The sequence below is a fragment of the Caulobacter sp. FG7 genome (assembly GCF_057808875.1).
Window position 1 is genome coordinate 59,835 of sequence record NZ_JBMDIW010000012.1, and the last position, 12,241, is coordinate 72,075.

General features: G+C 68.4%; 11 protein-coding genes. 5 read left to right on the forward strand and 6 right to left on the reverse strand.

Translation table 11 applies throughout. The features are described from left to right. The first annotated feature begins 9 nt into the window (after window positions 1–9). Complete coding sequence (locus tag ACODR1_RS11790; protein WP_488880617.1) at window positions 10–372, forward strand: hypothetical protein; 363 nt, start codon at window positions 10–12, stop codon at window positions 370–372. A gap of 119 nt (window positions 373–491) precedes the next feature. Here the strand turns inward: ACODR1_RS11790 and secA are convergent, their stop codons facing one another. Continuing rightward, on the reverse strand, window positions 492–3,257 hold the full coding sequence (gene secA, locus ACODR1_RS11795; protein ID WP_488880618.1) for a preprotein translocase subunit SecA: 2,766 nt from the start codon (window positions 3,255–3,257) through the stop codon (window positions 492–494). 371 nt (window positions 3,258–3,628) lie between these two features. On the opposite strand from secA, the gene ACODR1_RS11800 reads away from it, so the two are divergent. Both ACODR1_RS11800 and argJ read left to right on the forward strand, forming a co-directional pair. Then, window positions 3,629–4,615: a peptidylprolyl isomerase gene (locus ACODR1_RS11800; protein ID WP_488880619.1), complete on the forward strand. Its 987-nt coding sequence runs from the start codon at window positions 3,629–3,631 to the stop codon at window positions 4,613–4,615. 308 nt (window positions 4,616–4,923) lie between these two features. Further along, window positions 4,924–6,135, forward strand: a complete 1,212-nt coding sequence (gene argJ / locus ACODR1_RS11805; RefSeq protein ID WP_488880684.1) for a bifunctional glutamate N-acetyltransferase/amino-acid acetyltransferase ArgJ — start codon at window positions 4,924–4,926, stop codon at window positions 6,133–6,135. 193 nt (window positions 6,136–6,328) lie between these two features. Here argJ and ACODR1_RS11810 read toward each other — a convergent pair whose 3' ends face one another. Further along, window positions 6,329–6,856: a hypothetical protein gene (locus ACODR1_RS11810; RefSeq protein ID WP_488880620.1), complete on the reverse strand. Its 528-nt coding sequence runs from the start codon at window positions 6,854–6,856 to the stop codon at window positions 6,329–6,331. 106 nt (window positions 6,857–6,962) lie between these two features. On the opposite strand from ACODR1_RS11810, the gene ACODR1_RS11815 reads away from it, so the two are divergent. After that, window positions 6,963–7,649, forward strand: a complete 687-nt coding sequence (locus ACODR1_RS11815; RefSeq protein WP_488880621.1) for a type 1 glutamine amidotransferase domain-containing protein — start codon at window positions 6,963–6,965, stop codon at window positions 7,647–7,649. Between the two features lie 121 nt (window positions 7,650–7,770). On the opposite strand, the gene ACODR1_RS11820 is transcribed toward ACODR1_RS11815, so the two are convergent. Continuing rightward, window positions 7,771–9,165 (reverse strand): nicotinate phosphoribosyltransferase, encoded by a 1,395-nt coding sequence (locus ACODR1_RS11820; RefSeq protein ID WP_488880622.1) that lies wholly within the window; start codon window positions 9,163–9,165, stop codon window positions 7,771–7,773. Window positions 9,166–9,366: 201 nt separating this feature from the next. Here ACODR1_RS11820 and ACODR1_RS11825 point away from each other — a divergent pair, with 201 nt between their 5' ends. Next, the gene (locus tag ACODR1_RS11825; RefSeq protein WP_488880623.1) at window positions 9,367–9,795 is read left to right on the forward strand and encodes a hypothetical protein; all 429 of its coding nucleotides are present in this window, start codon (window positions 9,367–9,369) and stop codon (window positions 9,793–9,795) included. On the opposite strand, the gene ACODR1_RS11830 is transcribed toward ACODR1_RS11825, so the two are convergent. The 3 genes from ACODR1_RS11830 to ACODR1_RS11840 all read right to left on the reverse strand — a co-directional run bounded on the left by ACODR1_RS11830 (window position 9,783) and on the right by ACODR1_RS11840 (window position 12,199). After that, window positions 9,783–10,832 (reverse strand): HpcH/HpaI aldolase/citrate lyase family protein, encoded by a 1,050-nt coding sequence (locus ACODR1_RS11830; RefSeq protein ID WP_488880624.1) that lies wholly within the window; start codon window positions 10,830–10,832, stop codon window positions 9,783–9,785. The genes ACODR1_RS11825 and ACODR1_RS11830 overlap by 13 nt on opposite strands. A gap of 90 nt (window positions 10,833–10,922) precedes the next feature. Next, window positions 10,923–11,177 (reverse strand): hypothetical protein, encoded by a 255-nt coding sequence (locus ACODR1_RS11835; protein ID WP_488880625.1) that lies wholly within the window; start codon window positions 11,175–11,177, stop codon window positions 10,923–10,925. A 2-nt stretch (window positions 11,178–11,179) separates the two neighbouring features. Continuing rightward, window positions 11,180–12,199, reverse strand: a complete 1,020-nt coding sequence (locus ACODR1_RS11840; RefSeq protein WP_488880626.1) for a mechanosensitive ion channel family protein — start codon at window positions 12,197–12,199, stop codon at window positions 11,180–11,182. Window positions 12,200–12,241: the final 42 nt, after the last annotated feature.

Genomic DNA, 12,241 nt, shown 5'->3' on the forward strand with positions numbered 1-12,241 from the left:
GGGGCTGACATGCCATTCTCGAAACTTTCCGGACGCCGCCTGATCGCCGCGTTGACCAGCGCTGCGTTCGCCGCCGGCCTCGCCTCGCCCGCCGCGGCCAGCAGTAGCCAGTCCGGCACGATCAGCACCATCCTGCCGCTGCGCAACGGCATCGTGCTGTTCAACCACAGCGGCGCGCGCTCAGCCACACCGGCCTGCCACACCATCGCCGGCCGCTGGGCCCTCGACGCCAGCACGACCGCGGGCCAGGCGTCGCTCTCGGTCCTGATGTCGGCCTATCTGGCCGGCAAGCGGATCGCCATTCTCGGGCAGGGCAACTGCAGCAGCCACAGCGACACCGAGGCGGTGGAACACTTCGTCATCAACGACTGACCCGCGCAGGGGACCCCGATCCAGATCCGCAAATCTGGCGGCCCAGCCCCTCCGTCCACGAAAAAGCCCGCCCCGGTCTCCCGGGGCGGGCTTCGCATTTCGACCTCAGCCGCCGGTCGTCAGACCAGCGAGCCGTGGCACTGCTTGAACTTCTTGCCCGAACCGCAGGGGCAGGCGCCATTACGGTTGGTGCGTTCCCAGCCTTCCGGCAGGGACGAGACCGGCAGGGCCTCGCGCTGCTCGGGCGACAGGCCTTCGGGGATGGCGCCGGCCACGGCGGCGTTCTCGCCGGTCAGCGGATCCAGGTGCACCGGGATCAGGTTTTCCGGCGCGTGCAGCGGCTCGGGCTCGGCATAGGCGATCTCGACCGTCATCAGCCAGCGGGTGGTGTTGGTGCGCAGATCCCCCAGCAGCTTCTCGAACAGGCTGAAGGCTTCGGTCTTGTATTCGTTCAGCGGATCGCGCTGGCCGTAGCCGCGCAGGCCGATGACGTTGCGCAGGTGGTCCAGGTGCATCAGGTGCTCGCGCCACTGCAGATCGATCATCTGCAGCAGGAAGCTCTTTTCCACCTGGCGCATCTGCTCGGGCGTGATGATCACTTCACGCTGGGCGGCGTACTCGTCGGCGGCCTTGGTGATGCGCTCGCGGAAGGCTTCGTCGTCGACGCCCTCTTCGGCGGCCCAGTCCTTCAGCGGCAGGTCCATGCCCAGCACCGCCTGGACGCGCTCGTGCAGGCCCTCGATGTCCCACTGCTCGGCATAGGCCTTGGGCGGCACGTGGCGGGCGACCAGGTCGTCGATCACGTCGTGGCGCATCTCGTGGATGACTTCCGACAGATCGCTCGATTCCATGAACTCCTGGCGCTGCTCGAACACGGCCTTGCGCTGGTCGTTGACGACGTCGTCGTACTTCAGGAGGTTCTTGCGGATCTCGTAGTTGCGCTGCTCGACGCGGGTCTGGGCCTTGGCGATGGCCGCGTTCAGCCAACGGTGGGTGATCGCCTCGCCGTCCTGGACGCCGAAGGTCCGCATGATCGCGTCCAGGCGCTCGCCGGCGAAGATGCGCAGCAGGTCGTCTTCGCACGACAGGAAGAACTTCGAGCGGCCCGGGTCGCCCTGACGGCCGGTACGGCCGCGCAGCTGGTTGTCGATGCGGCGGCTTTCGTGGCGCTCGGTGCCCAGAACGAACAGGCCGCCGGCGGCCAGGGCCGCCTTCTTGGCGTCGGCGATCTCGGCCTCGACCTCGGCGCGGTGGGCGGCCTCGTCTTCCGGCGAGACCTCGATGCCCAGGCCGCGCTGCTCGATCTTCCACTTGGACAGGCGCATGTCGATGCTGCCGCCCAGCTGGATGTCGGTGCCGCGGCCGGCCATGTTGGTGGCGATGGTCACCGCCCCGGGCACGCCGGCGTCGGCGACGATGCCGGCTTCCTGCTCGTGGAAGCGGGCGTTCAGCACCTGGTGCGGGATGCCCTTGCGCTTCTTGCCGTCGACGTCCCACTCGTAGGCGTCGAGCAGCTTGGACAGTTCCTCGGACTTCTCGATCGACACGGTGCCGACCAGGATCGGCTGGCCGCGCTCGTGGCAGTCGGCGATCTGCACCAGGATGGCGCGGTTCTTCTCGGCCTCGGTGCGGTAGACCTCGTCATCGTCGTCGATGCGCTGGATGACGCGGTTGGTCGGGATCTCGCTGACGCCCATCTTGTAGATGTCGTCGAATTCCTGCGCCTCGGTCGAAGCCGTGCCGGTCATGCCCGACAGCTTGGTGTAGAGACGGAAGTAGTTCTGGATGGTCACCGAGGCCAGGGTCTGGTTCTCGGGCTGGATGTCGGCGCCTTCCTTGGCCTCGATGGCCTGGTGCAGGCCTTCCGACAGCCGGCGGCCGGTCATCATGCGGCCGGTGAACTCGTCGATCAGGACGACTTCGCCGCCCTTGACGATATAATCCTTGTCGCGCGTGTAGAGCACATTGGCCCGCAGGGCCTGGTTGACGTGGTGCACGATCGAGATGTTGGCCGCGTCGTAGAGGCCGGCGGTGTCTTCCGCCAGGTGGCCGCCCGAGGTCAGAACCTCTTCGATCCGCTCCTGGCCTTCCTCGGTGAGGATGACCTGCTTCTGCTTCTCGTCGTGGTCGTAGTTGGTCTTGTCCTTGATGAGTTCCTTCACCAGGACGTCGATGGTCTTGTAAAGCTCGCTACGGTCCTCGGTCGGGCCCGAGATGATCAGCGGGGTGCGGGCTTCGTCGATCAGGATCGAGTCGACTTCGTCGACGATCACGTAGTGGTGGCCGCGCTGGACCATCTCGTTGACGTCATAGACGAGGTTGTCGCGCAGGTAGTCGAAGCCGAACTCGTTGTTGGTGCCGTAGGTGATGTCGGCGCGGTAGGCGCGCTGGCGGTCGCCTTGGCTCAGGCCGTTGACGATGATGCCGTAGGACAGGCCCAGGAAGTTGTAGAGCTGACCCATCCACTCGGCGTCGCGGGTGGCCAGGTAGTCGTTGACGGTGATGACGTGCACGCCCTTGCCGGCCAGCGCGTTCAGATAGGTCGGCAGGGTGGCGACCAGCGTCTTGCCTTCACCGGTGCGCATTTCGGAGATGCCACCGAAGTGCAGCACCATGCCGCCGATCATCTGCACGTCGAAGTGGCGCATGCCCAGGGCGCGCTTGGAGCCCTCGCGCACGACGGCGAAGGCTTCGTCGAGGATGTCGTCGAGGGTCGCGCCCTTTTCCAGGCGGTCCTTGAATTCCTGGGTCTTGGCCTTCAGCGCCTCGTCCGACAGCGCGGCCATCTGGGGCTCGAGCGCGTTGATCTTGGCGACGCGACCGTGAAGCGACTTCACCTTGCGTTCGTTGGAGGAACCGAAGAGCTTTTTGGCGAAGCCGAGCATGCAGAAAGGATCCGGAGCGAGAACTTAGTGTGGCCGGCGCTAAGGCTTTATCGGCCTTCACTACGGTAATGACGGTGCGCCGAGATCGCAGAACCCCTGAAAACGGCGCGCGCGCGAGACTTAAGCACCGCCCCCCCCAGTGTCAACGCGAGGCCTGGCCCGGCGGGGCGTCGAAAAGCCCGATAGGCCAAGCTTTCACCCGCTGCGCGAAACCCGCTCGGCGGCGATGCAAACCCTCGCCACGCCGCCAGGTTCCGAGAACCATGTCCTCGCGCGCGAAGTTTAGAGGCCCGAGCCTTCCGAAACGGCTTTCCCTTTGGCCTGACGCGCTCTAGAGCGCATTTCATATGACCAGCGGAGATCCGCGCCCGATGAACCCTGTCCGTAATCCCCGCTCGCTCTTGACCGCCGCCGTGCTCGGCCTGGCGCTGCTGGTCGCCGCCTGCGGCCGCGGCGGCGTCGACGAGCGTCCGCCGGAACCGGGCGACACGGCCGTGGCGCGGGTCGACGGCCACGCCGTCTGGGCCTCCGACGTCAAGCGCGAGGCGGTCGCCCAGGGGCTGATCGGCGAGGGCGAACCGCTGGACGTCTCGTCCGACCTCTTCCGCCGCGTCCTCGACGAGGTCATCGACCAGAAGCTGCTGGCCGCCGAGGCCATCGAGCGCAAGCTCGACAAGGATCCCGTCGCCCAGCGCCGCCTGGCCGCCGCCCGCGAGCGCATCCTGGGCGACATGCTGGTCGAGGGCATGGTCGAGAAGGCCGTCACCGAAGACAACATCCGCGGCCTCTACGGCGAGCAGCAGAAGCTGACCAAGCAGTCGGAAGAGATCCGCGCCCGCCAGATCCTTGTGCCCACCCAAGCGGAAGCGGAAAGCGTCAAGAAGCTCTTGGCGACCGGCGCCTCGTTCGACGCCCTGGCCATGGAACGCTCCAAGGACGAGGCCACCCGCTTCAAGGGCGGCGACCTCGACTACTTCACCATCGACATCATGCCCGAGCCCTACGCCGTGGCCCTGAAGGACGCCAAGAAGGGCGACCTCGTCGGTCCGTTCGCGATCAGCGGCGGCTGGGTGGTGATGCGCGTCGAGGACAAGCGCCAGGAAGCGCCGATGAGCCTCGAGGAAGCCCGCCCGCAGATCGTGCGTTTCCTTACCTACGACCAGGTGCGCGACCTGCTGGAAAAACTGCGCGGCGGCGCCAAGGTGGAGATGCTGGTCGGCAAGGGCCAGGATATCCCCGGCGCCCCGCAGGAGCCGGCCTCGGCGCCGCCCGGAGGCGGCGACGCCGCCCCCAGCTCCGACCTCGACAACGCCCCGCCCGCCTCGGCTCCGGCCCAGAACTCGGCCCAGAAGAAATGACCCGCAAGCCCACCACGACCTCGACCGACAAGGCCGCCGACACCGCCAAGACCAAAGCCAAGGCCGCGCCGAAAGCCGCCGAGAAGGCCCCGGCCGCCGCCACGCCCGCCGAGATCGTCGGCCAGGTCGGCGCCACGGTCGGCCACGCGCTGGACCGCGCCCTCGACCCCCTGGCCTCGGCCCTGAAGCGGGCCGGCCTGCGCCGCGCCCAGAAGTCGGCCGGCGAAACGCCCGCGCAGGCAGCGCCCGTCGTCGCCCCGCCGCCGGTCGCCCCGGGCAAGCCGGGCCTGGCCGTCTCGCCGCTGGCCGTGCCGTTCCCGGTCATCCCGCCGATCGCCGGGGTCGAGATCGCCACCGGCCGCGCCGGCTTCTACAAGCACGAACGCCCCGACCTGCTGCTGATGCGCTTTGCCGAAGGCACCTCGGGCGCCGGCGTCTTCACCCGCCACGGCGTGGGCTCGGCCCCGGTCGACTGGTGCAAGCGTCAGCTGGCCGCGACCGGCGGCGCGGACGTGCGCGCCCTGGTGGTCAACGCCGGCTGCGCCAACAGCTTCACCGGCAAGCCCGGCGCCGACGCCGTGCGCCGCGTGGCCACCGCCGTGGGCAAGCGCTTCGACTGCCGCCAGCGCGACGTGATGATGGCCTCGACCGGGGTGATCGGCGTCATCCTCGACGACAGCAAGATCACCTCCAATCTGCGCGAGGTGGAAACCCGCCTCACCGCCGACGGCTGGGCCGCGGCGGCCTCGGCGATCATGACCACCGACACCTTCCCGAAGGGGGCCTACGCGACCGCCACGATCGACGGCCACGAGGTCAAGATCGCCGGCATCGCCAAGGGCTCGGGCATGATCGCGCCGGACATGGCCACCATGCTGGCCTTCGTGGCCACCGACGCGGCCATCGCGCCCGCCGCCCTGCAGACCCTGGTCTCGCTCTACACCCGCACCACCTTCAACTGCGTGACGGTCGACGGCGACCGCTCGACCAACGACACCCTGCTCCTCTTCGCCACCGGCCAGTCGGGCGCGCCCAAGATCAGCCGCGCCGGCGACAAGCGCCTGGCCGACTTCAGGGAAAAGCTGGAAGGCGTGCTGCTGGATCTCGCCATGCAGCTGGTCCGCGATGGCGAGGGCGCCACCAAGTTCGTCAAGATCACCGTCAACGGCGCCGAGAGCCCGCTGTCGGCCCGCAAGATCGCCCGCACCATCGCCGAGAGCCCGCTGGTCAAGACCGCCTTCGCCGGCGAGGACGCCAACTGGGGCCGCATCGTCATGGCCGTCGGCCGCGCCGACGAGCCGGTCAACCGTGAGAAGATCAGCGTCAAGTTCGGCGAGCTCTACGCCGCTCGCGACGGCCTGGTCTCGGCCGAGTACGACGAGGCGGCCATGAGCGCCTACATGAAGAACCAGGAACTGGAGGTCACCGTCGAGGTCGGCGTCGGCAAGGGCAGCTCCACGGTGTGGACCTGCGACCTGACCAAGCAGTACGTGGCCATCAACGGCGACTACCGGTCGTAGGGCTGGGCCTTCGCGCGCATCCCCAACCGTAAAACCCCGCGCAAGCGGGGGCCCAGGCTTTTCTGAAGCTCTGGATGCTCAACGATAGAACACCTGGGTCCCCGCTTCCGCGGGGATTTTACGGGATGTTTGACGCAGCGGAGCAACGCCCGAGATTGGCCGGCGCCTTCTTCACTCTCCGCGCGCCCTCATCTCAGACCTCGATAGACCAGACCTGAACACCGTCGCGCTCCAAGGCCGGCTGACGCCGGGCGCCCGGATAGCGTGGCGACATGAAGAACACATAGCGATGGGTCTCCGAACGGGCGGCCAGCTTGCCCAGGTCCATCGCGAGCTTTCGGTTATTGCGTGGATCCACGGCGGCGAAGGTCTCCGCGCCCACCAACCCAGGCTTCTCGCCCATGATATCCAGCGGAAGGGACATATGAGCGCCCGGCGCGACCTTGAAGCCGCCGGCTTCCGGATGCAGGTCCAGCAGGAGGCGCGTTGCCGACAGTGCAACGGCATAGGTCCAGGTCTGATTGATCTGCTCGATGACGTTGAGGCCCCGGTCCTCGATGGGATGAAAACCAACCGGCTCGAACTTCATGTTGCGAAGAAGGTCGAGGGCATCGCCCGTCTGCGCCGCTATCCATAGTCGGGCTCGTTCGGCCGACGCACGGATGGCCGCCAGATGCCGATCCACGTCGTCGGCTGTCCTGACCTCCAGGTAGCGCTCCATGCCGCCCTCCTTTCCAAGCGTGGGCGAGCTCCAAGATAATCACGGCGCCCCGCGTCCGCGCACCCCATATGCCGGCAAGACCGCCGCCTGCAGCAAAGAGCCCGCCATGAAAATCCTCATCGTCCTGACCTCGCACGACACCCTCGGCGACACCGGCAAGAAGACCGGCTTCTGGCTCGAGGAGCTGGCCGCGCCCTACTACGTGTTCAAGGACGCCGGCGCCGACCTCGTCCTGGCCTCGCCCAAGGGCGGCCAGCCGCCGCTCGATCCCAAGAGCGACCTGCCCGACTTCCAGACCGACATGACCCGCCGCTTCCAGGCCGACGAGGCCGCGCTGGCGGCCCTGGCCCAGACCACGCCGCTGGCCGACGTGAACGCCGCCGACTTCGACGCGGTGTTCTATCCCGGCGGTCACGGCCCGCTGTGGGACCTGGCGGAGTCGCCCGTCTCGGTCGCCCTGATCGAGGCCTTCGACCGCGCCGGCAAGCCCCAGGCCCTGGTCTGCCACGCCCCCGGCGCCCTGCGCCACGTCAAGGCCGCCGACGGCCGTCCGCTGGTGGCCGGCCGAAAGGTCACCGGCTTCACCAACGGCGAGGAGGACGCTGTCGAGCTGACCGCCATCGTGCCGTTCCTGGTCGAGGACATGCTGAAGGCCAATGGCGGCCTCTACGAGAAGGGCCCCGACTGGGCGCCCCACGTCGTCGAGGACGGCGACCTGATCACCGGCCAGAACCCCGCCAGCAGCGACGCCGTCGCCCACGCCCTGGTCAAGCGCCTGGCGGCCCAGGCCTGAGACCGTACCAAATCCGTAAAACCCCCGCGAAAGCGGGGGCCCAGGCTCTTTATCGTCGAGCGCTGCGCGTTTGCGAAAACACCTGGGTCCCCGCTTTCGCGGGGATTGTACGGGAGAGAGGTCACCCCCTCAGTTCGCTGCGCGCCCGCACCTGCGCCAGAGTGTGATCAACCAGCAGGGCGCCATCCTCCCACACCGTGACCATGGCGTCGGTCCAGCCGGCTTCCACCGTCTCGTCCTCGCCGACCGCCACCGTGCGGTACTCGCCCGCAGCGTTGCGCTGCAGCATCAGCCGCCCGGCCTTGGAGCGCTTGCCCGGATCGGTGACCGGGTTCTTGCTGACGTCGATCCAAGCGCCGTCGACCTTGGCCGCCGAGCACTTCAACGCAAAGCGCTGGGTGTCGCGGTCGAGCTGCTGCAACAGGCCGCCGCCCATGCCGAAGGCCAGGTTCTCGGCGCTGAAGCCGTCGGCGATCACCCGGTCGAGGATGGCGGCGATGCTGACCGGATTGACCCCGTCGCCCTGGATCACCCGCACGTGGTTCAGCACCTTGTAGCCCTTGGCGTTCAGCGTGCTTCCGAACGCCTCGTCGAGGCGCCTCAGGGCCTCGGCGACGATCTCGACCGGCTCGCCGGAGTCGGGGCGCACCACCAGGGTCGCGCCGCTGGCGATCACCTCGTCCCGCAGTTCCTGGCCCCAGATGCGGCTCACCGCGTCGAACAGGTCGTAGCTGTCGGACACCACCGAGAACAGGCCGCCGGGCTTGCCGAAGCTCGTCAGCATGTTGCGATAGGCGTCGGCCTCGCGATCGCGGCCCCAGCTGGTGATGGTGCTGTGTTCGGCCGCCGGGATCGAGAAGGCCGCCATCGGCTCGTTGTACCAGGCCCGGCCCGCCTGCACGGCGGCCAGGGTGTCGCTGCCCAGGAAGTTGACCAGGTGGGCCAGGCCCCCGATCGCCGCGCTCTCCTTGCTGGAGACGCCCCGCGCCCCGAAGTCGTGCAGCTTGAACGGCAACTGCCCCTCGGGATCGTCGCAGGTCTTTTCCAGCGCAGCGCGGAGGGTCTGCTTGACGCCCCAGCTGGTGGTGGCGACGGTCACCGGATACCAGACCCGCAGCAGCAGGGTCTCAAGGTACGACGGCAGCCAGAAGCACTCCGGGTCGGTGTTCTCGATGGTCATCAGCGCCTGGTGCGTCGGAACCACCGTCCCTTCCGGCACGGCCCGGATACGCACCGGCAGGCGGCCGCCATGCATGTCGACGATCCGCCGCCAGCCGGCTTCGTTGAAGGGCTCGCCGTGCGCGGCCAGAAGCTGCGCCGCCTCGTCGACCATGGCGTGGGTGACGGGCCTGGCCAGCGCCGTCTTCAGGATCGCCTGCAGGCCGAAGAAGACCGTGCGGTCGTAGCGCCCGCCCCGGCTCTCCACGTAGAAGAACGCGCCGGTCGTGGCGGGCGGGTACTGCAGCCAGTGGCTGGCCTTGTAGCTGTCGGTGTCGAGGATCAGGTTGTCGAACATTGGGGCGCCTCGCACCGTCGGCGCAGGCCCGACCCCGCCATGCTAGTTGCGCGCGTCATGCGTTGTCAGCCCCCGCGTGCAGCCCGGGTGCAGGACCCGAGGATTGTCGGCGCACGCTTCCTTTCCCCCTGGACCGACGCGCAGGGCTCGCCCAGCCTCGGGCTCGTCTTCGGGGGAGCGTCCATGGGCAGGCGAAGCTACATGCTGGTGCAGGGCGGCGCGGCGGTCGTGACCGGCTGGCAAACGGCGGCAGGCGTCATCTCGTGCATTGCGCCCTACTTCGACGAGTTCGAGGAGGACCCGAGCGAGATGGCCAGCACACTTGGCGCGGTGCTGATCATCCTTAGCGCGCCGACCCTGGGCTACGTGCTCAACGCCTTCTCCCGGCGCGACAAGAACCGCCCGCTACGGATCGCCGCCAACATCGCCAGCGGCATTGGCCTGCTGCTGGCGGCATGGTTCCTGCTCGTGCTGCTTCGGTTCACGCATGAGCCCGGAACCCTCGCGCCGCTCGTGATCCTCGGGGCCCTGGCGATGCACGGCGTGCTCGGCCGTCCCCTGTCGCGCGAGGGCGAGCGGAGGATGGCGCGTCAACCACCCCTCAGCCTGGCCGATCCTCAGAACCCGTAGAGCGCCGCGTATTCCGCATCCTTGGCGGCGATCTGCTTGGCGCAGTCGACCATCACCTTGGCCTGTTTCCAGGTGGCGTCGTCCTGCATCTTGCCGTCGATCATCGCCACGCCCGAACCGTCTGGCATGGCCTCCAGGATGCGCCTGGCGAAAGCCACCTCGGCAGGGTCGGGACTGAACACTTTCTTGGCGATGGCGATCTGGCTGGGGTGCAGGCTCCAGGCCCCGGCGCAGCCCATCAGGAAGGCGTTGCGGAACTGCTGCTCGCAGGCGACCGGATCGTCGATCGCCCCGAACGGACCGTAGAACGGTTTGATGCCGTGGGCCGCGCAGGCGTCCACCATCTTGGCGAAGGTGTAGTGCCAGAGGTCCTGTTGCACGCTGGCGCGGGCCGAACCATCCGTATACGGATCTTCTATCACCCGATAGCCCGGATGGCCGCCGCCGACCCGGGTGGTCTTCATCGCCCGGCTGGCGGCCAGGTCGGCCGGGCCCAGCGAAATCCCCTGCATGCGCGGGCTGGCGCCGGCGATCTGCTCGACGTTCATCACCCCTTCGGCCGTCTCCAGGATGGCGTGCAGCAGGATGGGGCGGGTCACCCCGTGCTTGGCTTCCAGCGAGGCCAGCAGCTGGTCGATGTAGAAGATGTCCCACGGCCCCTCGACCTTGGGGACCATGATGACGTCGATCCTGTCGCCCGCCTTCTCGACCAGGGTCGCCACCTCGTCGAGGTGCCAGGGCGAGTTGAGGCAATTGATCCGCACCCACAGCCCCACGCCGAGGGCCGCAAAGTCGACCTCGCGCGACAGGGCGATGGTCCCGGCCAGGGCCGCGCCCTTGGCGTCGGCGGGGATCGCGTCCTCCAGATTGGCCAGGATCACGTCGACGGTGGGCGCGATCTCGCCGACCTTGGCCCGCACCTTGTCCAGATGCGGCGGCACGAAGTGGATCATCCGCTCGACGCGGGCGGGCAACTCGCGCCACGGCGCCGGGGCGCCGATGGCCAGGGGTTTGAAGAAGCCTCGGGCGGTCTTCATGCGCGTCTTCCCTAGGTGCTTATTTCGCAGTTGCGAGAAGACTGCGGCGCGCGCGTCAGGGGGTCAAGGGTGGCGTGGGGGAAGGTCCGCTCAGCGCTCGCCGTCGAGTCGATCCAGCATCGCGGCCCGCCCCTCGGCCGCGGCGATCTCGGCCGAGGCGTAAATTCCCTCCGGCGCCAGACTATGCCATCCCTCGGCGATCACCTCGCCATCGTGCTCGGACACGTAGTGATATTGCTCGGCCCAGGCGAAGAGGCCGTCATCGCGCAACAGCACGACGACGCGGCGACGGGGATGCAGGGCCGACGGGATCCCGACCTCTTCCAACGTTTCGACCGTTCGCATGATCACCCCTGCGCCGGCCTCGGCGGCGGCGCCTCGTCCGGATCCTCGCGGCCCAGTTCGTCGGCGGCGTCGTTCTGCGAGACGTGGGTCGCCGCCTTGCCACGGCCCTTGCGCGCCGCCTTCGGCTCCAGGCGCAGGGCGGCGCGGGCGTCCTCGCCCTCTTCTCCGAAGAGACCACGCAGGCGCACGTCGCGCTGCGGATAGGGGATCTCGATTCCGGCCTCGCGCAGGGCGTCGTCGATGGCCCAGGTATAGGCCGCGAAGATCGCCGCCGGCCGTCGCACCGCCTCCACGGTCGGCCAGACGATCAGTTCGAACTTCAGGGCGTGCTCGCCATAGCCGACCAGCCACACCTGGGTGCGGCGCACGGCGTCGTCGGCGCTGGTGAAGGGCACGCTGCGGGCGGCCTTCAGAACCGCCTCGCGCACCGCTTCCTTGTCGACCCCGAAGGCGGTGACGAACGGCACCCGGATGCGGCGGGTGGTGTTGCGCAGGGTCCAGTTGACCACCTGGTCGTTGACCAGCACCGAGTTGGGCACGATGACGTCCGTGGCGTCGTTGGTGCGGATGCGCGTGGCGCGGGGGCCGATCTCGTGGACGACGCCCCGCGAACCGTTCGACAGCTCGACGAAATCGCCCACGGCGATCAGCCGCTCGAACACCAGGCTGACGCCCGAGGCGAAGTCCTTGATCACCCCCTGCAGGCCAAGGCCGACACCCACGCCGACGGCCCCGGCGAACACCGTCAGCGAGGTCAGGTCGATGCCCATCGTCGACAGGCCGGCCAGCAGGCCCACCAGCACCAGGCCGTAGGTCGTCAGCTTCTCGACCACATAGAGCGAAGGCCCGCTGTCGGCCGCCCGCGCCCGCAGCCGCCGAAGCCCCGCCGCCGCCAGCCGCGCGGCCAGCAAAGCGGCGATGACGATGACGATCCCGGCCCCCAGCCCGCCTACCGTGATCGCCGACTTGCCGAGCTTGACCAGCTCGAGGGCGTCCAGGCGCTGCAGGGGATTGTCAGTCATGGGCGGGAGTTTGAGCGCGGCGAAGGCCGTCGTTCAAGACCT

What these genes read in the sequence shown, in the direction of transcription:
- ACODR1_RS11840 (WP_488880626.1), bottom strand. Translation starts at nt 12,199, where the DNA reads ATGACTGACAATCCCCTGCAGCGCCTGGACGCCCTCGAGCTGGTCAAG.
- ACODR1_RS11800 (WP_488880619.1), top strand. Translation starts at nt 3,629, where the DNA reads ATGAACCCTGTCCGTAATCCCCGCTCGCTCTTGACCGCCGCCGTGCTC.
- ACODR1_RS11830 (WP_488880624.1), bottom strand. Translation starts at nt 10,832, where the DNA reads ATGAAGACCGCCCGAGGCTTCTTCAAACCCCTGGCCATCGGCGCCCCG.
- ACODR1_RS11815 (WP_488880621.1), top strand. Translation starts at nt 6,963, where the DNA reads ATGAAAATCCTCATCGTCCTGACCTCGCACGACACCCTCGGCGACACC.
- ACODR1_RS11810 (WP_488880620.1), bottom strand. Translation starts at nt 6,856, where the DNA reads ATGGAGCGCTACCTGGAGGTCAGGACAGCCGACGACGTGGATCGGCAT.
- ACODR1_RS11825 (WP_488880623.1), top strand. Translation starts at nt 9,367, where the DNA reads ATGCTGGTGCAGGGCGGCGCGGCGGTCGTGACCGGCTGGCAAACGGCG.
- ACODR1_RS11820 (WP_488880622.1), bottom strand. Translation starts at nt 9,165, where the DNA reads ATGTTCGACAACCTGATCCTCGACACCGACAGCTACAAGGCCAGCCAC.
- ACODR1_RS11790 (WP_488880617.1), top strand. Translation starts at nt 10, where the DNA reads ATGCCATTCTCGAAACTTTCCGGACGCCGCCTGATCGCCGCGTTGACC.
- ACODR1_RS11835 (WP_488880625.1), bottom strand. Translation starts at nt 11,177, where the DNA reads ATGCGAACGGTCGAAACGTTGGAAGAGGTCGGGATCCCGTCGGCCCTG.
- secA (WP_488880618.1), bottom strand. Translation starts at nt 3,257, where the DNA reads ATGCTCGGCTTCGCCAAAAAGCTCTTCGGTTCCTCCAACGAACGCAAG.